Raw genomic sequence first — 19,042 nt, forward strand, 5'->3', positions numbered from 1 at the left:
ACAAAACTTTTGACAGACCCAAAGCATACACGCTTGGGTGCTTTCCTATTTTATTCAGATACTCATTTACACGATATTTATTTTCATAATGTACTAAGCCGTAATTCATAAAAATACTGCACAATTGGATGCTTGAACGTCATCTTCTCGGCCATATTTAAAATCCTCTTTTTTCCAACTCTTCTGTCCACCAAGGCTAGAATATTCAATAAGATATCATTGCTCTCTATGCTTTCCTCTATAGAAATAGATAAAAATCTATTAGCCACAACCATAAAATTTGATTTACTTAATGATGCCTGTGCTGACAAAAGCTCCTTTGCATATTCTGATATTTTTCTACTTCTTGCAATTACTATTAGACGATCCTCCGGAACGATCCCCTTGGTATCTTTTCTGACCGCTTCAATTTCTTCATTGTTGATAGGAATTTGGATATCTGAATCATTCTTAATTTCCTGCTCTGTCTGATACCATCTGATTGAGCTAGTTATATCACTCATATTAAGTACGTTCTTTTTATCTACGGCAATATAACAAATTCCGGATTTATCAGGTAAATAACGGTAACCGGTTGCACGGTATTCGACCCTTCCATCTAACGCAGGACAGAGAAAGCTCTCCAGTTGTTTCTTCACTTTGCTCCAGGACATGTATCCTCCTAAGTTCTCAAGGCCTTCTACGAGTATTTGCGGCAGTTAGGCCTATGGCTCTGTTAAACATTAATGTTGATAGCTACTCCTAATGATCACCATTTTCCCAAAGTGGATATTCTATATCACATAAGTGCGTTATAATCCACATTCTAAATTGCTCACTTATAAAATCCGCATGCTCTTCTAACTCCTTAAATCTATTACCATAATATATTGTTGCTTTTTCTAGCCTCTCGTCTTGGGACATATCATCCGTTGCCCTAAAACACCTAAATCTACGGTTAAACTCCAGTAAGCTTCACCATCTCTATCTATTTTTATCATAATGTCCTCCCATACTCATAAAACTGAGATTCGTCGTGCTATTGGTCTATATACGAAATCAAGGTAGTTTCATCCATAATATGATTATAGTCTCATAAAAAAAGCAGAGGGAGGCCTCTGCTACAATAAATCTCAATTATTTATGTCCACGAATGGTTTTTTCTTTAACTACACTGTCTTCACAAGAAGAGCCACACTCTCCACATGCGCCGTATGCGGGAACATATCCACCGGCTGCACGCTCTTCAACTCATACCGCTGCATCAGCTTCCCAACATCCTTCGCCAGCGTAGAAGGATTACAAGACACATACACGATCTTCTTCGGCTGCACATCCAACAGGGAACGAATCAGCGCATCATCCAGGCCAGTTCGCGGTGGGTCAACTACGACAACATCCGGTCGAGTCCCTTGCTTGGCCCATTTCGGCATCAAGACCTCGGCACGACCCACGTGAAAGCTGGCATTCGCCGCTTGGTTACGCTCTGCATTGCGATTGGCATCCTCGACAGCCTCAGGAATCAGCTCGATCCCGCGAACCTCACGGGCATAAGGAGCGAGCCACAAGCCAATCGTCCCTGTACCACAATACAAATCGAGCACGAGCTCTTTTCCGGTCAGTCCAGCAGCCGTTTTCACCTGATTGTACAGCTTTTGCGTCTGCTCGGGATTCAATTGGAAGAAGGCACGAGCAGACAAGTCGAAGGATAGCTCACCCAGCTTTTCAGCAATGGAAGCCCTGCCCCATAAGGATAATGTCTTGTCACCGAAAACAAGCGATGTTTTTTGCGTGTTTACGTTTTGCGCGATTCCTACCAGCTCAGGCAGTCTCGTACGGAGCTCCAAAAGCAGCTCCTTCACTCGTGGTATTTCTGGGGTAGCCGTTACAAGCGTTAATTGCGTTTCACCCGTAGCAAAAGCGACACGAGCGACGATCGTGCGGATGACGCCCGTCCGTTTTTTCTCGTCGTAGATCGGAATCCCGAGCTCTTCGATGATTTGTTTCGCGGTTTGGACGATTTTCGTTGTCGCTTCATGCTGCACCTGACAGCCTTCCAAATTGACGAGCTTGTGGCTACCTGTTTGATACAGTCCAGCGATGAGCTTGCCATTTTCCTTGCCCACCTGAAACTGTGCTTTATTTCGATACGACCACGGATTATCCATACCAATCGTAGGGGAGACTGGTGGCTGATTCAGTCGAGCGTATTTGCGCAGTGACTCGATGACGATTTCCTGCTTGCTCGCCAGCTGTGCGGCATAATCCATGTGCTGCAAGCTGCATCCTCCACACTCCGCATAGACTGGACAGGGGGGCTTCGTGCGAGATGCTGATTTTTCAACGACGCGTAAAAGACGCGCGGTCGCGTATTTTTCTCTTGCCTCGGTCACCTCTGCATGGACGACCTCACCAGGGAGAGCACCCTCTACAAAAACGATTTTTCTTTTAAAATAGCCGATCCCTTCGCCATTAATGCCCAAGCTCTTGATCGTGAGCGTCATTTGCTGGCCGACACGGATGCTGGCGTCTTGTTCTTTTTTTTGCATTGTCATCTGTTCCGTTCTCCTCAAGCAATTCAGTATTTCCCTATTATAGAGCATTACGAGAGACGTTGCATGTATGCGAGAAGGTCTCACAGATAATGGCAACTTCCTGTCCAGCTTTGTTTTTGTTATAATAGAGGTTGTTCAAAAAGTCGTCTTTTGATCACGAAGTAGTTCTGAGGGCTAATGCGACATCGAAAGAGGCGTTCACCTTCGAAGTCCGGTGCTCATGTAGGTTCCCCTACACTCCGCTCCTCCTTCTTCAGGTTCTCGCCACTTTCTCGGTGCTGAAAAGACGACTTTTTGAACTCGTATTAAATAGTGCGGAGAATAATGAGGGAGTTGTGACGCTAGATGCAAGATCTATTTGAAAAAATGAAAGAATATCTCAACATGGATACTGAGATTTCTTTTGACGAGTTTGATGGCTACTACAAAAAGGTAACCGCGTTTCTAAACGATAGCTGGGAGACGTTGAACGAGGAAGATACCATGCTCATGCTGTTCATCCTCGACAACCTCAAGTCGAACGGTGAAGAACGTTCCAAGCGCAAAATCAAGGAAGCGAAAAAATACGCAAAAATGGCGCAACGCACTGAGATTTGGGCAAATGCACTGATCGGCCGTCTGCGTGAAGCTGGTTTGACGGATGAAGAAATCGGCAAGCGTTACGAAGCGATTTACGAAGCAGTATAGGATGTAGCGAATAGAAAAACGGGTACCGTTTTGAGTGTAATAGCTCGAAAGGGAACCCGTTTTTTTGTCATGGCTTTCCTGCCAAATAACAAGAAGATTGACAACTTGTGGGTTTCGGCGTAGAATGTTTAACTAATTCGAATAGTTCGTATGTATGAGCGTTGAAAAGGAAGAGTAGAAACAGTAAGCAGCGTGCAGAGAGCCGTTCCCCGTGCTGAAAGAATGGCCGCCAGCCTGTTTTGAAAATCACCTTGGAGCATTGTCCTGGAAAAACAGCTTGTTTAGCCAGTGAGTATAGGACAACGAATTCGTCCTCGTTATCGGACGGGAGTTTCATAGTGAACTTCCTAAGTCTGTTTTTCGTGAGGAAGACAGAGATGCTGAGTGGTACCGCGATGCCCTCGCCTCAGCCAGCCGTGCGCAAATTGTGCGTTGCTGGTTTGGGGCGGGGGCTTTTTGATTTGGTCTGGTCCCTACTACAAAAGAGAAGGTACTTAGGAGGAACATATATATGCATACAGTCAGAGTGGAAGACATCGTAGTAGCCAATCATGCATTGAAAGACGTGGTGGAGAAGACTCCCTTGCAAAAAAACAAAGTTCTGTCTGAGCGCTACGGCTGCAACGTGTATTTGAAAAGAGAAGATTTGCAGGTGGTTCGTTCCTTCAAAATTCGCGGTGCTTATCATTTTATGCGGAATCTTTCGACAATGGAGCGAGAGCGTGGTGTCGTTTGTGCAAGTGCGGGCAATCATGCGCAGGGTGTAGCCTACTCGTGTAACCATTTGCAAATCAAAGGCACGATCTTTATGCCAGCGACCACCCCACGTCAAAAAATATCGCAGGTCAAGCTGTTTGGTGGCTCCTATGTAGAAGTTGTATTGATCGGTGACACCTTCGATGATTCATTCGCAGAGGCGATGAAGTATTGCATTCAGGAAGATCGGACCTTTGTCCACCCGTTTGACGATCCATTGGTGGTAGCCGGACAAGGAACAGTCGGACTCGAGATTATGAATGACATGGAAGAACCAGCTGATTTCGTCTTTATGAGTATCGGTGGAGGTGGATTGGCAGCGGGTGTGGGAACGTACGTAAAAGGCATCAGCCCAAACACACAGATCATTGGTGTGGAACCAGCCGGAGCAGCTTCGATGCAAGCCGCTTTGGAACAACGCGACGTTGTCACCTTAGATGAAATTGACAAGTTTGTCGATGGTGCAGCTGTCAAGCAAGTGGGGCAGCTAACGATGAGTATTTGTCAGGAGCTGCTGGATGACATCGTGCTGGTGCCAGAAGGCAAGGTGTGCACAACCATTTTGGAGCTGTATAACAGCAATGCCATCGTCGTAGAACCTGCAGGTGCCCTGTCGATTGCGGCTCTCGATTACTACCGGGATCAAATCGCTGGGAAAAACGTAGTGTGTGTCATCAGCGGTGGAAACAACGACATTGACCGGATGCAAGAGATCAAGGAACGCTCCCTGCTGCATGAGGGCTTGAAGCATTATTTTGTGATCAATTTCCCACAGCGTGCCGGAGCCTTGCGAGAGTTTATGGAAAAAGTACTGGGGCCGCACGATGATATCACACGCTTTGAGTATACGAAAAAGAACAACAAAGAAAATGGTCCTGCGCTGGTTGGGATTGAAATGAAATGTAAAGATGACTATCAGCCATTAATCAGCCGGATGAAGCAGCACGGTATCCGCTATGTAGAGATTACACATGATCCGTATTTGTTCAATCTGCTGATTTAGGTCCTTGTTTTACAACAGATGCGGAATTTGCAAAAATGTATGAATACAGCGAAAAAAGGAGCAATGAAGAGAGAATGAGCGAGAGAGAAAGATAAATCGGCGTAATGTATTATAACAAACTTTTATAAAACAGATGCTGTTGTAATACAATACAGATAATAACACACGGGGGGTTTTAATCATGACGCCGATCACTACTTTCTTTCGCAATCTCGAAGCAAAATGCTGTGCTGCTTGCGGTCAGATGATCCACGAACAAGCAGAATCGTATGCAACTGAATGCACACCATGCCAAGAGCAAGCATCCTTTGACGCTTACAAGTACTATCATCAAAAACGCTAAGTCGATCATGAATACTGGATAAAACAGGTGTACCACAGGGCATGAGCCATGGCAGGTATACCTTTTTTTTGATTCAAAGAAAAAGCCGCTGTTCCATAACAACGGCTTTTTCGCATGTCAGCGCGGTTTCTCGGCCTGTTTTGCAGCTTCCTGCTTGACGTAATCAATCAGCCCCAATTGAAAGCCTTCCTGTGTAAGGAGTCGTTTGGCTTCATACGTACTCGGATAGTAGGCTTGGACATGCGGATCGTTGTCCAAAACGTAACGACACGCCTGATCACGAGACAACTCCTGGTACCAGTCTGTCTGTTTGATTTGGGCGACGAGATCCTCATAGGCTGGTTCCGGCTTTTTCCATGGATTCAAACGATGAATAATTTCACCAAGGATTGCAACAACGATTAGAATTCCGATTAAAAACATGGCTGTCACCTCAAAGGTTGGATCATTCTCATGGTACCACTCTCCTGGAGACGCCGCCATGGGGAAGTCGGTCTGCTTGCAAAACAAGTAGAAAGCAGGCATGCTATATACTGTAAATAGAAAGGGCCCGATTGCTTGGGATAAGGAGGGCGCGAGATGTTTCATCCGCTTGTTTTTGACAATATCAGAGTTGTGTTGGAAGGTGCGGTATACGACCGGGACTTCGAAGGGGCAATTACGATTACGAACCGTTCGGATGTCATGGATATGGCTACATTCCATCGACAGTTTCAGATCCAGTTCAAGCTGGCTGATCAACCTGATCATACCGCAGCTGTCCGTGCTGAGATGCAGCTTCGTACTCAGTTAGCTGATATTGCAGCCGAGCAGCTAGAACAGCCGTTGACAGATCATATCGGATGTACGATTTGCATCCATTTTTACTTGCAGATGGAAAATTACAGAGATGTGCCCGCAGAAGCGAGAGAAATCACATCGATTCTCAATGACATCTGGGGGCAGCGTCCGTATATTACACAGAAAGTATCGGCTAAGCTAGAGGAGCATCGAATCGATTGGCCACCGAAGCAAATAACCAACCAGGTGACGCTGGACTTTCATCGGAAAATTGATGAAGGTAATATCGATGACCTGAACGAATTAATCGATTATACGGTTCAGTCCCTTCAAAAGCTGCAGCTATACATGGATCAACAAGCAAAAAGGTAAGCGGACAGAACGGGGATTTACAAAAGGGCAGATGCGTATTATTATTTTGTTAACCTTATAATATTTTTAGTTAACAAAACGGAGGCTAGTACGCATGAGAAACGAACGCTTGAGATGGCTGTTGCTCTCTGCCATCTTTGCTGCAATGACAGCGGTATTGTCGCAGGTGACTATTCCCTTGCCGTTGATTCCGATTACCGCGCAGACGTTAGCAGTAGGGCTGACGGCGACCATTTTGGGAAGACGATACGGGACACTGGCTTTGGTTATTTACGTTTTGCTCGGTGCAGTCGGATTGCCTGTATTCAGCGAGGCAAAAGGTGGATTGCAAATATTAGTCGGCAAATCCGGCGGGTACATATTTGGGTTTATTGCAACCGCTTATGTGACCGGACTCTACCTGGAGAAAACAAGATTCAACCTGAAAAACGCCATTATCGCCAATATCCTTGGCATGTTTGTCACACTCGCTTTTGGTACAGTACAACTCAAATACGTCATGGACATTCCATGGGATAAAGCTGTCGCATTTGGTGCAACACCTTTCCTCATTGTAGGCGTTGTCAAAGCAGTTCTGGCTTCTCTGATTGGCATCAAGGTACGCGAGCGACTGATTGCTTCTCGTCTGTTGCGTACAGATCAACCTGTTACACGATAAACAAAATGATTTCGTAAGCCATCCGAAGTTCGGGTGGCTTTTTTTCGCATAATCTCCTTATCGTGCCGGATACTATCGGTAGGATTTTGCATGTAAAAAGGAGGAGACACATGAATATCACGATCACTGGCCCAAAAGGCCTTCCGATCTCAGGGAACTTGATGGCATTTCGCCGATCGCCGCTTCAGTTCATCCGCGACGCTGTAGAAGAGCATGGAGAAGTCGTCCATTTTCGCTTTGGTCCTTCCCGCCATGTTTACCTGTTAACGAATCCGGATCATATCAAAGAGGTTTTGGTCAGCAAGCAGGCGCATTTTCGAAAAGGAAAAGCATTGCAGTCCGCACGACCTGTCGTAGGGGATGGAATTCTCACCAGTGAAGGAAAAAAGCATCTACGACAACGACGGCTTATGCAGCCAGCTTTTCATCGAGAACGTATCGCCAGCTACGGAGAGGTGATGGTCCGGCAAGCAGTTGATCTTATGTCGGATTGGAAAACCGGGGAGCTGCGCGATATTCACTCGGACATGATGAAAGTAACCCTTGCTATCATTACGGAGACTATGTTTGGCAAAACCGTCAAGGAAGGTGCGGATCAGATTGGGCATGCCATCGATGTCGGTTTGAAATACGTGGCCAATAAAGGTTCCTCTTTTATCGACATTCCTTTGTCCGTACCTACTAAAAGCAATCGGGAGTTCCTGGAGTCGAGTGAGCTGCTGGACAAAACGATCTACTCCTTGATCGAAGCTCGTCGTAATAGCGAAGGAGAAGAGCACAAGGACTTGTTGGGGATGCTTTTGGCTGCGCGTGATGAAGATGATGGGGAAGGAATGACAGATGAGCAGGTGCGCGACGAGGTCATGACCATTTTTGTAGCTGGTCATGAGACGACTGCGAATACGATGTCGTGGATTTTTTATTTGCTGGCTACCTATCCCGAGGTGGAGAAAAAACTGCATGACGAGCTGTCAACCGTACTGTGTGAAAAGCTGCCGACAGTAGAGGACCTACCCCAGCTGAAGTATACGAATCTCATTGTACAGGAAACACTGAGGCTCTATCCAGCAGCCTGGACGATCAACCGGGAAGTGGTAGAAGAGGTGGAGATCGGCGGTCAAACGTACAAGCCAGGTGAAACACTGATGATGAGCCAATATGTCATGCACCGTAACCCACGCTATTATGAGCAGCCTGAACAATTCATTCCAGAGCGTTTTGACAGCGACCTTTTAAAAAGAAATCCAGCTTATGCTTATTTCCCGTTTGGCGGTGGGCCGCGTGTTTGTATCGGGAACAACTTTGCTTTGATGGAGGCAGCTTTGCTATTGGCAACCATCGCGCAGCGATATCGACTACGACTGGCTGAACCGAATCAGGAAGTGGAACCCGAGCCGTTGGTCACCTTGCGTCCAAAGAACGGATTGCCGATGCGTTTGGAGAAGAGATAGAAAAAAATGGAAATAGAGGGCAAAAAAAGAGGCATCTTGTCACTACGGTTTCGCCGATTGTGTCAGATACCGAACTGGGGGTTATTTATCACTGAAAGCAACATGCTTACAAAAATTATTTTACTAGTAAAATATAAAGAAATAATTAACTGAGAATAAATCTATATAAAGTAAGGGTAGCTTGTGAAAGCTACCCGTGGAAGAAGGGGATGGTGAAGGAGAAACTGCTTCCCATTCCCAGTTCACTGTTTACCATCAAATCTCCGCCGTGAAGCCGGACGATGCTTTTGCAAATCGTCAAGCCTAAGCCCGTACCGCCACTGTTGCGATTTCGTGATTTTTCCGCCCGATAAAACTTGGTGAAAATCTTCGGTAAGTCTTCAGAGGCGATTCCTTCTCCTTTGTCGATCACAGTAAAAAGGACATGCCCTTCTCGCTGATCACAAGTAAGGTAAATGGAGCCATCTGGTTTGTTGTAGTGAATGGCGTTGTTCAACAAGTTTTCCATGACACGTCGTAGCTTGGTCTCATCCGCTTCGATGTGTAGTTCATTGGAGATACGCAGCTTCCAATGAAAGGTGAGGCCTGTCTCTTTAATCCTCGGCAAATAGTCCTCAATGATTCCTCTCAAGAAGCTTTTGACATGAATACGATTAATGTTGAGTCGGACTTCGGAGCTTTGGGCGGTGAAGTCCTGCAACTCATCCAGCAGCTTTTCCAAGTCCGTCGTTTTTAGCTCGATTTTGCTCATCTGTTTCTGTATTTTGGTCATATCCGTCACACGACCGGAGCCGATATATGACGCATACCCTTTGATCGTGGTGAGAGGTGTGCGGAAGTCGTGGGCGATCGAAGCAATCATTTCGGCCTGTCTTTCTTCCGCTAAGCGAAGCTCATCAACCATATCCCCGAAATATCGAAAGAGTTGCCCAAATTCATCATGTGAGCGATACGTAAATGTCACTAACCGTTTCCCTTCCTGGATTTCTTGGGTGACGCGCGATAATTCGTTCACGGGCCGTAGTATCCAGCGAACGAACAAAGCGAGCAGAACTAATCCCACCAGACTAATGCTTCCGTAAATAAACCAAAGCATCATGGAAACCCCTGTCGTAGCCATCATGTCATAATCATCTGTGTAGAAATAAACAACGATCTCCCCTGTACGCGGTGGCTCCTGCTGAAAGTGGTACTCAGCTACCACTTTGAGGTCATTTTGCTTGGAAGAATCGCCACGGTTTGATGAGGAGGGAGAAGGCATTTTCAAATTATAGGCGCGTGATGTTTTGCTGTAGATGGTGTTTCCATTGGCATCCTTCACGAGCATGCGGTACATCACGTCGTCTGGCAACTGCTTTTCAAGCTCCAAACGTTCGATTGGGTCCTTGAAATTACTGACGAGAAGCAGTTGATTGAGCATGACCTTCTCTGCGGCTTCCTTCTCAGCCTGATACTGATTATGCCGATCATTTTTGAGTTGAGCGACAATAATGTCTTGAAAAACAAATTTAAACAACAAGATGTTGAGTGTGATCAAGGCAATGAAGGAGAGAAAAATTTTATTACGTAAGCTCATTTAAAGCTTCTCCCCGATAAATACGTAGCCTGTCCCCCATTGTGTTTTAATAAACTGACGCTCTGTTTCCAGCTTTTCCCGGAGGTTTTTGATATGGACGGTCACTGTATTGAGCGAGCCATAACCATATCCCCAGACACGGTCATAGATTTGCTCTCTTGTAAAGACGATGCCCGCATTTTCTGCGAGGAATGTGAGCAGTTGAAATTCTTTTGTAGAGAGCTCAATCTTTTGATTACATACATAAACGGAATACGTTTCTTTATGAATTTCTAGGTCCTTGAATTTCAAAACGGTAATCGGAGAAGAGGCTGTTTCCTTCTCAGGCTGCTCTTCCGTATGCTTGCGAATGCGCTCATAGCGACGCAGGTGGGCTCGAATGCGAGCGAGCAGTTCTTCTGTATCAAAAGGCTTCGTGATGTAATCGTCTGCGCCGATTTCGAAGCCGACTACCTTATCTACCGCTTTTCCTTTTGCACTGAGAAACAGTATAGGCAAATCCCACTCACGGCGAATCTGAGAGCAGAGCTCGTAGCCACTCATGTTGGGCATCATAATATCCAAAAGGATCAGGTTAGGTCGCTCTCCTTGGCTGAGCAGGGAGAGAGCATCTTCTCCGCTCTCTGCGGAGGAAACGGTGAAGCCTTCGTTCTCCAAAATGTCTTCTAGCAGTTCAATAATCTCCAGATTGTCATCGACAATTAAAATGTGATCTTTCACCGGAACAACCCCCAGTTACTTCTATTAATAAGGAATACCATTCAAAGAATGGGTCTTGTCTATCATAACATGCTTTGACCTCATCAGGGAAAGAAACCCCGTAAGTTATTAAGTTGTTCTAATATGTAAGGGTACCTCTTTAGACCAGGTACTAAATTTCGTCAGAAAAAGCCAGAGACATTGTGTCCCTGGCTTTTTATTATTTTGCCGAACGACTATTTTTGAGCTGGTTTTTCCGGCAACGATGCAGCTTGCACCGCTTTTTCCTTTTTCGGAGTTTCTGCTTTCGCTAGAACAGGAGCACTGAGACGCTTAGCGCCTACATAACGCTTGCTCCAGTAGTATGGATCGTTCAACTTGGTGTTGACGACTCCACGACCAGATTCCGAGTGCACGAATGTGCCGTCTCCAATGTAGATACCCACGTGAGAAATGCTGCGACCGTTCGTATTAAAGAACACGAGATCGCCTGGCTGCAAATCTTTTCTGGCTACCTCTGTACCTAATTCGTACTGGGAAGCAGAATTGTGAGGCAGGTCTACACCTAACGCATCAAATACGTAGCGCGTGAAACCGGAGCAGTCAAAGCCCTTTTTGGACGAGCCGGAAGATTTGTAAGGGGTACCGTACAAGTTGCTGACTACTTCACCCAGAGAATTCTCCTCAGCAGCCTGTGCAGCGCCTGCCCCCATAGCAAGCATTCCAGCCATAAATAAAGATAAAACCACCTTGCGCAAAAGAAACTGCTCCCTTCGTGAGCCTACGAGGTTAGCTGAAGGGTTCGGTCGAAAGGACGCCCTAGGCTGCTAGGAGTAGCAACCATTCACCCCAAAAACGTGGTTCCCCCGTTTCCGCCAAGCGGAATTCGGCTATTTTTCGATGTTTTTTTACACGCACTCTTACGAAGATTCTACGCCAGTCCTTTTTTTCCTTCTTTTTCATCCGTTAGTTCACATATTCGTCACAAAATTACCGTCAAATGCTGTAACGTTTTCGTTCGACAGAGCAAGCCGCCTTTCGACGCAGGCTTGTTCTGCCTTGCGCGACAGCTCGTCCGATTAGGGCAGGAAATTGTCTCCGTCCAAGGGCGGAGGGAAAAACCAACCGCACGCCCGTTATGGGAAGCCTATACCGAGGGCTACAATAAGGGCATAACGTTCCACAAGCACCACATGCAAAACGAATGGAGGTAAGCGAGTAATGAGCGAACGGTCTGGCAAAGTTCTACTCGGGCTGGTTCTGCTGCTAGTCGGTGGGTTGGTTCTTCTAGATCTGGTGGGTATCGATATCGGAGACTTGCTCGGGTTCATCATTCCCGGTGTGATCATGATATACGGTGCCAAAAAGATTATGGGACAAACCGGTTCACGCTTTTGGGGAATCCTCGTCTTTCTATTCGGGTTCCTGATGCTGATTGGCAAGCTTGACCTACTGTTTCACGCGCTTCTGGCCATTGGGGTAATTTATCTGGGATATCGCTTACTGCGTCCCAGTCAAGAACCAAAGCAAGCTCCACCTACTTGGGAGCGTGAATGGGCCCAAAAAGTATTAAAGGAAGATACGCTAGACACTTGGGAGAAACATGTAACACGAAGACAACAATAACGCTACGTCGCAAGAGTCTTTTGGATGAACAATATGATGTGATATGATGAGGAGGAAAAAATAATGAGTATCTTTAAACGTTTGCGTGACCTGACAGTAGCTTCGGTGAATGATGCATTGGATTCGATGGAAGATCCGGTAGTAATGCTGAATCAATATATGCGTGACATGGAAGTAGAAATCGGACAAGTTGAAGTAGCGGTTGCCCGTCAGGTTGCATTGGAAAAGAAATTCCGCCAGCAATTGGATGAAGCCAATGCTCTGATTGAAAAACGCGATCGTCAAGTCAAGCTCGCCTTGACTGAGGGAGAAGACGAGTTGGCTCGTCGAGCACTCGCTGACAAGAAGCAGTACGAAGGCCGTGCAGCGGAATACGAAGGTCTTTACCTGTCAGCATCCGAGGCAGCTTCGCAAATGCGTGAAAAGCTGGCTGAGCTGAAGGAAGAGTTCTATAAAATGCGTGCGAAAAGGTTCACACTGATGGCACGTGCACAAGTAGCTCGTACACAAAAGCAAGTCAATCAAGCAGTTGTCGGTATCGGCAATCAGTCCGCAGGCCGTGGCTTCGCCCGCATGGAAGAAAAAGTGATGCGCATGGAAGCAGAAGCGCAAATGAGTGGACAATGGAGCCAAACGAACCGCGCTTGGGAGAACGCTTTGTCTGAACTGGAAAAGGATGATCTCGATGCAGAACTTGCCAGCATCAAAGCATCCATTAATGAAGTAAAAACACCGGTAGCCAAACCAGTACAATCCTAATTCGACAGGAACTGGGGGACTAGGTGTAGAATAGATTGTGTCAATTCGGCAGCCTGTGTACATCAGGCTGCTTTTCCCCTAGGAGGTACAATTCTTGCAGGACTTCTTGGTCTTTTTGCGGCGGTTTATCGCTGAGCCTGGACGCGTCGGTAGTATAATCCCCAGCTCTCGTTTTTTATGTGAGCAAATGTTGAAAAACGTCGATTGGGCTTCAACCGATGTGATCCTGGAGCTGGGACCTGGTACAGGGGCATTTACCCAAACGATCTATCAGCGCTTGCGTCCCGGCACACATTACGTGCTTGTGGAACGAGATTCCCATTTTCGCTCTATGCTTCAATCACGTTTTCCCGATCTTCCTATCAGGGAGGAAGCGACTAAACTTAGGTCTTACTTGGAGGAGCAGAACCTTGCAGGTGCAGATGTTATTATCTCAGGTCTGCCATTCGCCAATTTTCCACAAGAGCTGCGGGCAGCAATTCTGGACGAAGTTCAATCTGTACTGAAGCCAGGGGGCCTGTTTATTACATTCCAATATTCGCTACAACTCCAAGCTGAGTTGCAGGGTCGTTTTCCCTGGGTCAAGATCGACTTTACCCTGTTGAACATTCCGCCTGCATTCATCTATACATGTCGTAATGGTCAAAGTGAAAACGATCAGCATGGGGCGTGAGAGAGGAGACTTTTGTGAAACTGTCCCGTTTGCACAAAATGTTGGCTGGTATCCTGATTATTTTTACGGGAATCGGCCTTTTATTAGACAGTTTGGGTATCATTTCGTTCGGTCTGTTTGATTTGTGGCCGATGGTGCTTATTTATTTCGGCCTTCGTTTGTGGGGGCAGAAAAATCGGATTGGCGGAGGGATTCTATTCTCCCTGGGGACCATCATCGCGATGGATATGTGGTTTGGTGTCGGGGTTGATGATTTGTTCCAGATTGCAGTGCCAATCGTGTTTATTTATTTCGGGTTTCAGTTGATTCGGGGCAAGAACAGCAGACGAGATCACCGTGTGAATCAACCATTGGGTGATACGGGGACCCCATCTGCTGCGGAGACGATTTTGACAAGTGATGCGAGTATTCCGAGTGACGTAAAGGTTTCAACAGAGGAGCGCCCTTGGCTAGACAGCTGGAACAAATGGAAGCATGTTGGTGGAAAAATTCCCCATCACGAAAGAATGTCTTCATCACCTGACGACACGTTGCCAAAAGATTCCCGCAGTTCTCTGATTGGAGATTATCACCTGACCTCGGGGCGTTTTGAACTGAATCACTTGCATGTCTGGCATGGGATCGGGGATGTTGTGATTGATCTTTCCCGGGCTGTGTTGATGCGGGATGAGGCAGTTCTTGTCGTAGAGGGCTGGATAGGCGATGTGACGATTTATGTCCCTGTGGATCTTCCTGTATCGGTAACAGCAGGGTTGAGTATTGGTGACCTGGAGGTGTTAAGCCACCGTCAGGGAGGTATCAATCGCAGTGTTAAGATTCGTTCAGATCAGTATGATGAAGCATTGCAAAAAGTAAACTTGCATATCTCGCTGCTTGTCGGCGATATAAAAGTCAAGTACATCTAGGAGGTACTGGCGGATGCGTCGACAGCGATTGGCAAGTATTCAGTGGCAATACGTGCGCTATGGCATGTTACTGGCCGTCAGTGCAATTACTGCCGCGTTTATTTGTTTCTTTTGGCTATACTTTTTATGGAGAGATCACCCCGGGATTCATCGGTGGTACAACGAAATGATCAGCGACCGCAACTTCATGTGGTGGCTTCAAGAATATATAGGAATCAATCTGCCTGCCGATCCAGAGGGCTTGATTCAGCTTGCTGCTTTTGTTGTCTCTTTGCCTGCAGGTGTCTTAGTGGCATTGATCATTTCCTATATCATGGGCAATTTGTTGAAAAAGAGACTCAGTGTACTGTGGGAAGCTGCCATGAAGCTTGGGCGCGGGATGCTGTCGTATCGGGTTCCAGAATTGGGCGTCGATGAAGTCGGCGAATTAGGATGGCAGATCAATCGCTTGGCTTCGCAATGGGAAGAGCAAGTGGCATCTTTGCAGCGGCTGTCGAACCACAATGCGGCTCTCGCAGAGCAATTGAAGCATGCAGCGGTAACAGAGGAGCGACAGAGATTGGCGAGAGAACTGCATGATGCAGTCAGTCAGCAGCTGTTCGCCATCGCCATGACGACTGCGGCGATGAAACGGCTTGTAGAAAAAAATCCGCAACGTGCAGCACAACAGATTGAATTGGTCGAAGAGATGGCAGCAGCAGCACAAGCTGAGATGAGGGCATTGCTCTTGCATCTTCGCCCGGCTACGTTACAAAACAAGTCATTGAAGGAAGCCATTCTGGAACTTTTAGATGAGCTGACGCGTAAAAATACCATGCAGCTGTCTTGGGAGATCGAAGACGTCGAAGGCTTGCCGAGTGGAATTGAGGATCATTTGTTCCGCATTTTGCAGGAGTCCTTGTCCAATACATTGCGGCATGCCAGAGCTACCCAGATTACAGTGAAGCTGTTTACGCTGCAAGAGCAGGTTCGCCTGCGAGTAACGGATGACGGTGTTGGTTTTGATCCGGATGGGGAGAAAATGACGTCCTACGGTTTGCGAAGCATGCAAGAGCGCGTAGCAGAGGTCGGAGGCTCCATGGAGATTTACTCGGCAATTGGGAAGGGGACGCAAATTGAGGTCCGTATTCCTCTAATGTCACAGACGGAACGGGAAGGGTGAAGGCTCGGTGATTCGGGTACTACTGGTAGATGATCACGAAATGGTTCGGATGGGTCTGGCGGCTTATTTGTCTACAGAGGACGATATTGAAGTCGTAGCAGAGGCAGGCAGTGGAGAAGAAGGGGTGCGGATGACGCAAGAACTGCGCCCGGATGTCGTTTTGATGGATTTAGTTATGGAAGGCATCGGCGGTGTGGAAGCGACTCGGCGTATTCGTGAAAGCTGTCCATCCAGTAAGGTTATCGTCTTGACCAGCTTTATTGATGACGAAAAGGTATATCCGGTCATTGAAGCGGGGGCATTCAGCTACTTGCTGAAGACTTCACGTGCAGCCGAGATTGCAAAGGCAATCCGCTCTGCTGCGGCGGGTGAGCCAGTTTTGGAATCGAGGGTAGCAGGAAAAATCATGGCCCGTTTCCGTCACGGTCAAGAGTCCCATCCCCATGAGCAACTGACGCCGCGTGAGTTGGAAGTTTTGAAGCTGATCGGTCAGGGCAAGTCCAACCAGGAGATTGCAGATGAGCTGATTATCGGGATCAAAACGGTCAAGACTCATGTGAGCAACATTCTTGCCAAGCTGAATGTGGAGGATCGCACGCAAGCGGCCATTTACGTGCATACGCATAGCTTAGGCTAATCACATAGCATCATGTATAAGTAAACGCGCCAAAAAGCTCCTCGGTAAACAGGGGCTCTTTCGCGCGTCTACTTGTTTAAACAGTTTTCTTGTATACAAACCGTGAGTTTTTTTCGTAGATGTGGTAAAGATAGTAAGTAACGAATGAGAGATTACGGAAAGGAGGGACGGGTTATGAGGCACAAACCTCAAACACGCTCCAAGGTGCTTTCGGCTGACGATGGTGTGGATATCGTTGGAGATGTTCACGGCTGTTACGACGAATTTATAGAATTGCTCAAACGCTTGGGATATGAACAAACCCCAGACGGGACCTATCGCCATCCCCACGGCCGAAAGCTCCTTTCCCTCGGTGATATCACGAGTCGTGGACCTTACTCAATCAAAATGCTGCAATTTTTTCACCATCATGTCACGGCAGGCCTAGCTGAGATGGTGGATAGTAATCATGGGTGGAAAGTAGCCCGCTGGTTGGATGGCAGACCAGTGACATTGGCACACGGAGATGAAAAGGTAGAAGAGGAGATTCGGCTGTATCAGCAAGAATACGGGCCGAAGAAGGCCTCCTTGCTACGAGAGCAGAGTCGCAGATTGTTATTTTCTTCTCCTTCGCACATGATCATCAAACGGAATGAAAAAATAGTAGCGGTCGCCGTTCATGCGGGGATTCGTGATGATTACATAGGGATGGATTCACCTGCGGTCTATACGTTTTGCCGATATGGCGATGTGGCAGGAACGGGACCGGATGGACGCCCGATCCGCAGAGAATGGGCAAAAGAGAGAAAAGTGACCTCGCCCATCATCGTATGGGGACATGATCCGCATCCAGAACCAAAACGAAAAAATGGCACCATCAACATCGACCAAGGATGTGTGTTCGGCGGAATGTTAACCGCCTACCGCTACCCAGAGGACGAATTGGTGAGTGTGCCAGCAAAGAGAAATTATTCGGGCTTAACGGATACGCCGCTGACCCGTTTTAAGACAGACGATTAAACGGTGACGTTACGTTTTGAGCTTTTCGAATAAACGTTTTAGGATGACAGCCTGTGCCCAGAGCGGCAGAGGCTGGTCAGGCTGCTTACGCCATTGTTCGTCGGTTAATAAGCCTTGATCATACAGCCAGTTGACGGCTTCCTGCTTCCAGTCAGGGACTGTCCCGTTTCCAGGAGAAGTGGTGGGAGCAAGGGTCGGTGCTGCAGTAGGTTTTGGAGTAGAAGTAGGAGTCGTAGGGGGCTGGTAGGGAAGTTTGGCGTACGTGCAAAATGCTCGGACTACCCCTTCTGCGAGATCTCGCCAATCCTGTTGCAGTTTATTGGCGTCCAAAGCATTGTCAGCAAAGCCGTACTCGACGATAACCGTCTCTACGCTGCCAGTCTCCCGGTGCATGAAGTAGTAATCGAGCCGCGGATTATCTGGCAGTGTCCGCGTAAAAATGCGTCGATTTGGCATGCCTTCCGCTGCTAGGGCATCCTGGATCAATTGGGGAAAGGTTGGGGAGCCGTAAATCGAGTAAATGACCTCAGAGCCTCGACCGCCACCTGAGTTAATGTGGTTCGCTATACAGTAGCGAGCCCCGCTGTTTCGAACCAGAGCAGTCCGAGCCTCGCTTGTCAGAGTCACATCGGTTGTTCGTGTGATAGCGACAGGAATATTTAGAGCCAAAAAGCGATTATATTGATAGAGCGATATTTGCAAATTCATATCTTTCTCGGTAAACTGCGTGTTGTTTCCTCCACCTGGATCGCTGCCACCGTGTCCAGCGTCCAGAATCACAATTGGAGCCATAGTTGCTTCACCTCTTGCTATTAGAATATGCTTGAGACAAAGATATTGTTGAGGGCAGTGTTCTCATTTTCCAAGTTTTCTAATCACAATTTACAGAAGATAGCTCAACTATGGTACAATAAAAGAGTTCATAATTACGTATAGAGGATGGTAATGTATTGATGGCTTGGTACAACTGGGTAATTCCAATTGTTACATTGTTAATCGGTCTCGCTGGTGGATTTTATGGAGGGACTTATTTTTTGAAAAAACAAATGTCCAATATGCAAATGGACGACAAGCAGCTTCAAGCCATGGCCCGTTCAATGGGGATGAATCTCAACCAAAAGCAGCTTAAACAAATGAGCCGTACGATGAAAAACATGAAAATGCCAAATAAATTCGGGAAGTAGCGTGAAAGGGAGTGTCGTTTGATGGGGGCGACCCGGCTGCGCTACACGATGATCGGTTTTATAATCGGGGTGTTTATCGTGTATTTGAAAGACCTGCCGCTTGCTGAAGGAACTCGGTTTGCGGCCCCTTTTTACGGAGCGGGGATTGGACTGCTCATTGACGGCATTATTTTACGTATGAAAAAAAGAAAACAAGAGTAGGGGAAGAGCCTGGCGAATGATGCCAGGCTTTTTTCTT

Annotated in this window: 22 protein-coding genes, 1 pseudogene, 1 riboswitch and 1 other annotated feature; of the genes and pseudogenes, 15 read left to right on the top strand and 8 right to left on the bottom strand. The window is 47.0% G+C overall.

Annotated elements, in window-relative coordinates; genetic code table 11:
• Positions 1 to 83: 83 nt before the first annotated feature.
• The 3 genes and pseudogenes from C7R92_RS28555 to rlmD all read right to left on the bottom strand — a co-directional run bounded on the left by C7R92_RS28555 (position 84) and on the right by rlmD (position 2,534).
• A complete protein-coding gene (locus tag C7R92_RS28555) occupies positions 84 to 653 on the bottom strand; it encodes an SF0329 family protein (RefSeq protein ID WP_106836506.1) in 570 nt (189 codons plus the stop codon).
• Between the two features lie 94 nt (positions 654 to 747).
• Positions 748 to 980 (bottom strand): annotated as a pseudogene (locus C7R92_RS33300) (hypothetical protein); the annotation flags it as partial.
• Positions 981 to 1,148: 168 nt separating this feature from the next.
• Positions 1,149 to 2,534, bottom strand: a complete 1,386-nt coding sequence (gene rlmD / locus C7R92_RS28565; RefSeq protein WP_106836507.1) for a 23S rRNA (uracil(1939)-C(5))-methyltransferase RlmD — start codon at positions 2,532 to 2,534, stop codon at positions 1,149 to 1,151.
• A 345-nt stretch (positions 2,535 to 2,879) separates the two neighbouring features.
• Between rlmD and C7R92_RS28570 the strand changes: the two genes are divergently transcribed.
• From C7R92_RS28570 to yhfH, 3 genes are all read left to right on the top strand, one after another.
• Positions 2,880 to 3,221, top strand: coding sequence for a hypothetical protein (locus C7R92_RS28570; protein WP_069846705.1), 342 nt, complete (start codon positions 2,880 to 2,882; stop codon positions 3,219 to 3,221).
• A gap of 152 nt (positions 3,222 to 3,373) precedes the next feature.
• Positions 3,374 to 3,633: a binding site (T-box leader), on the top strand.
• 99 nt (positions 3,634 to 3,732) lie between these two features.
• Positions 3,733 to 4,980, top strand: coding sequence for a threonine ammonia-lyase IlvA (gene ilvA, locus C7R92_RS28575; RefSeq protein WP_106836508.1), 1,248 nt, complete (start codon positions 3,733 to 3,735; stop codon positions 4,978 to 4,980).
• Between the two features lie 181 nt (positions 4,981 to 5,161).
• Entirely contained in the window at positions 5,162 to 5,323 is a 162-nt protein-coding gene (yhfH, locus tag C7R92_RS28580) for a protein YhfH (protein ID WP_017250112.1), read from the top strand.
• Between the two features lie 117 nt (positions 5,324 to 5,440).
• Here the strand turns inward: yhfH and C7R92_RS28585 are convergent, their stop codons facing one another.
• A complete protein-coding gene (locus C7R92_RS28585; protein WP_244195858.1) occupies positions 5,441 to 5,806 on the bottom strand; it encodes a hypothetical protein in 366 nt (121 codons plus the stop codon).
• Positions 5,807 to 5,902: 96 nt separating this feature from the next.
• Here C7R92_RS28585 and C7R92_RS28590 point away from each other — a divergent pair, with 96 nt between their 5' ends.
• The 3 genes from C7R92_RS28590 to C7R92_RS28600 all read left to right on the top strand — a co-directional run bounded on the left by C7R92_RS28590 (position 5,903) and on the right by C7R92_RS28600 (position 8,584).
• Positions 5,903 to 6,475, top strand: coding sequence for a hypothetical protein (locus C7R92_RS28590; RefSeq protein ID WP_106836510.1), 573 nt, complete (start codon positions 5,903 to 5,905; stop codon positions 6,473 to 6,475).
• A 94-nt stretch (positions 6,476 to 6,569) separates the two neighbouring features.
• Positions 6,570 to 7,133, top strand: coding sequence for a biotin transporter BioY (locus C7R92_RS28595; RefSeq protein ID WP_106836511.1), 564 nt, complete (start codon positions 6,570 to 6,572; stop codon positions 7,131 to 7,133).
• A 110-nt stretch (positions 7,134 to 7,243) separates the two neighbouring features.
• A complete protein-coding gene (locus tag C7R92_RS28600; RefSeq protein ID WP_017250116.1) occupies positions 7,244 to 8,584 on the top strand; it encodes a cytochrome P450 in 1,341 nt (446 codons plus the stop codon).
• Positions 8,585 to 8,774: 190 nt separating this feature from the next.
• On the opposite strand, the gene C7R92_RS28605 is transcribed toward C7R92_RS28600, so the two are convergent.
• From C7R92_RS28605 to C7R92_RS28615, 3 genes are all read right to left on the bottom strand, one after another.
• The gene (locus C7R92_RS28605) at positions 8,775 to 10,160 is read right to left on the bottom strand and encodes a sensor histidine kinase (protein ID WP_069846697.1); all 1,386 of its coding nucleotides are present in this window, start codon (positions 10,158 to 10,160) and stop codon (positions 8,775 to 8,777) included.
• Positions 10,161 to 10,880, bottom strand: a complete 720-nt coding sequence (locus tag C7R92_RS28610; RefSeq protein WP_007721564.1) for a response regulator transcription factor — start codon at positions 10,878 to 10,880, stop codon at positions 10,161 to 10,163. It abuts the gene before it with no gap.
• Positions 10,881 to 11,095: 215 nt separating this feature from the next.
• Complete coding sequence (locus C7R92_RS28615; protein WP_106836512.1) at positions 11,096 to 11,617, bottom strand: C40 family peptidase; 522 nt, start codon at positions 11,615 to 11,617, stop codon at positions 11,096 to 11,098.
• Between the two features lie 4 nt (positions 11,618 to 11,621).
• Positions 11,622 to 11,761, bottom strand: a riboswitch (cyclic di-AMP (ydaO/yuaA leader).
• Positions 11,762 to 12,080: 319 nt separating this feature from the next.
• Here C7R92_RS28615 and C7R92_RS28620 point away from each other — a divergent pair.
• The 7 genes from C7R92_RS28620 (at position 12,081) to prpE (ending at position 17,620) form a co-directional block, all read left to right on the top strand.
• Positions 12,081 to 12,485, top strand: coding sequence for a LiaF transmembrane domain-containing protein (locus C7R92_RS28620; RefSeq protein ID WP_017250121.1), 405 nt, complete (start codon positions 12,081 to 12,083; stop codon positions 12,483 to 12,485).
• Between the two features lie 63 nt (positions 12,486 to 12,548).
• Positions 12,549 to 13,244 carry a PspA/IM30 family protein gene (locus tag C7R92_RS28625; protein ID WP_017250122.1) on the top strand — a complete coding sequence of 232 codons (696 nt, stop codon included), beginning with the start codon at positions 12,549 to 12,551 and terminating at the stop codon, positions 13,242 to 13,244.
• A 94-nt stretch (positions 13,245 to 13,338) separates the two neighbouring features.
• A complete protein-coding gene (locus C7R92_RS28630; RefSeq protein WP_069846693.1) occupies positions 13,339 to 13,917 on the top strand; it encodes a class I SAM-dependent methyltransferase in 579 nt (192 codons plus the stop codon).
• Positions 13,918 to 13,931: 14 nt separating this feature from the next.
• The gene (gene liaF, locus C7R92_RS28635; protein ID WP_069846691.1) at positions 13,932 to 14,822 is read left to right on the top strand and encodes a cell wall-active antibiotics response protein LiaF; all 891 of its coding nucleotides are present in this window, start codon (positions 13,932 to 13,934) and stop codon (positions 14,820 to 14,822) included.
• Between the two features lie 13 nt (positions 14,823 to 14,835).
• Positions 14,836 to 15,984, top strand: coding sequence for a HAMP domain-containing sensor histidine kinase (locus tag C7R92_RS28640; RefSeq protein ID WP_106836513.1), 1,149 nt, complete (start codon positions 14,836 to 14,838; stop codon positions 15,982 to 15,984).
• 7 nt (positions 15,985 to 15,991) lie between these two features.
• Positions 15,992 to 16,621 (top strand): response regulator, encoded by a 630-nt coding sequence (locus tag C7R92_RS28645; protein ID WP_007721557.1) that lies wholly within the window; start codon positions 15,992 to 15,994, stop codon positions 16,619 to 16,621.
• Between the two features lie 174 nt (positions 16,622 to 16,795).
• Positions 16,796 to 17,620, top strand: coding sequence for a bis(5'-nucleosyl)-tetraphosphatase PrpE (gene prpE, locus C7R92_RS28650; protein WP_017250127.1), 825 nt, complete (start codon positions 16,796 to 16,798; stop codon positions 17,618 to 17,620).
• A 9-nt stretch (positions 17,621 to 17,629) separates the two neighbouring features.
• Here prpE and C7R92_RS28655 read toward each other — a convergent pair whose 3' ends face one another.
• Positions 17,630 to 18,412, bottom strand: coding sequence for an N-acetylmuramoyl-L-alanine amidase family protein (locus C7R92_RS28655; protein WP_069846689.1), 783 nt, complete (start codon positions 18,410 to 18,412; stop codon positions 17,630 to 17,632).
• A gap of 161 nt (positions 18,413 to 18,573) precedes the next feature.
• Here C7R92_RS28655 and C7R92_RS28660 point away from each other — a divergent pair, with 161 nt between their 5' ends.
• Both C7R92_RS28660 and C7R92_RS28665 read left to right on the top strand, forming a co-directional pair.
• Entirely contained in the window at positions 18,574 to 18,804 is a 231-nt protein-coding gene (locus C7R92_RS28660) for a YneF family protein (RefSeq protein ID WP_007721554.1), read from the top strand.
• 21 nt (positions 18,805 to 18,825) lie between these two features.
• Complete coding sequence (locus C7R92_RS28665) at positions 18,826 to 19,005, top strand: hypothetical protein (protein WP_017250129.1); 180 nt, start codon at positions 18,826 to 18,828, stop codon at positions 19,003 to 19,005.
• Positions 19,006 to 19,042: the final 37 nt, after the last annotated feature.

It is taken from the genome of Brevibacillus porteri, from assembly GCF_003013475.1.
In the GTDB taxonomy this organism is placed as follows: Bacteria; Bacillota; Bacilli; order Brevibacillales; family Brevibacillaceae; genus Brevibacillus; species Brevibacillus porteri.

Bases quoted from the DNA above. Each gene is read 5' to 3' on its own strand.
- ilvA (WP_106836508.1), top strand. From the start codon at position 3,733: ATGCATACAGTCAGAGTGGAAGACATCGTAGTAGCCAATCATGCATTG.
- C7R92_RS28655 (WP_069846689.1), bottom strand. From the start codon at position 18,412: ATGGCTCCAATTGTGATTCTGGACGCTGGACACGGTGGCAGCGATCCA.
- C7R92_RS28600 (WP_017250116.1), top strand. From the start codon at position 7,244: ATGAATATCACGATCACTGGCCCAAAAGGCCTTCCGATCTCAGGGAAC.
- C7R92_RS28625 (WP_017250122.1), top strand. From the start codon at position 12,549: ATGAGTATCTTTAAACGTTTGCGTGACCTGACAGTAGCTTCGGTGAAT.
- C7R92_RS28620 (WP_017250121.1), top strand. From the start codon at position 12,081: ATGAGCGAACGGTCTGGCAAAGTTCTACTCGGGCTGGTTCTGCTGCTA.
- C7R92_RS28595 (WP_106836511.1), top strand. From the start codon at position 6,570: ATGAGAAACGAACGCTTGAGATGGCTGTTGCTCTCTGCCATCTTTGCT.
- C7R92_RS28605 (WP_069846697.1), bottom strand. From the start codon at position 10,160: ATGAGCTTACGTAATAAAATTTTTCTCTCCTTCATTGCCTTGATCACA.
- prpE (WP_017250127.1), top strand. From the start codon at position 16,796: ATGAGGCACAAACCTCAAACACGCTCCAAGGTGCTTTCGGCTGACGAT.
- C7R92_RS28660 (WP_007721554.1), top strand. From the start codon at position 18,574: ATGGCTTGGTACAACTGGGTAATTCCAATTGTTACATTGTTAATCGGT.
- yhfH (WP_017250112.1), top strand. From the start codon at position 5,162: ATGACGCCGATCACTACTTTCTTTCGCAATCTCGAAGCAAAATGCTGT.
- C7R92_RS28570 (WP_069846705.1), top strand. From the start codon at position 2,880: ATGCAAGATCTATTTGAAAAAATGAAAGAATATCTCAACATGGATACT.
- C7R92_RS28585 (WP_244195858.1), bottom strand. From the start codon at position 5,806: ATGGCGGCGTCTCCAGGAGAGTGGTACCATGAGAATGATCCAACCTTT.
- C7R92_RS28640 (WP_106836513.1), top strand. From the start codon at position 14,836: ATGCGTCGACAGCGATTGGCAAGTATTCAGTGGCAATACGTGCGCTAT.
- rlmD (WP_106836507.1), bottom strand. From the start codon at position 2,534: ATGACAATGCAAAAAAAAGAACAAGACGCCAGCATCCGTGTCGGCCAG.
- C7R92_RS28555 (WP_106836506.1), bottom strand. From the start codon at position 653: ATGTCCTGGAGCAAAGTGAAGAAACAACTGGAGAGCTTTCTCTGTCCT.
- C7R92_RS28590 (WP_106836510.1), top strand. From the start codon at position 5,903: ATGTTTCATCCGCTTGTTTTTGACAATATCAGAGTTGTGTTGGAAGGT.
- C7R92_RS28665 (WP_017250129.1), top strand. From the start codon at position 18,826: ATGGGGGCGACCCGGCTGCGCTACACGATGATCGGTTTTATAATCGGG.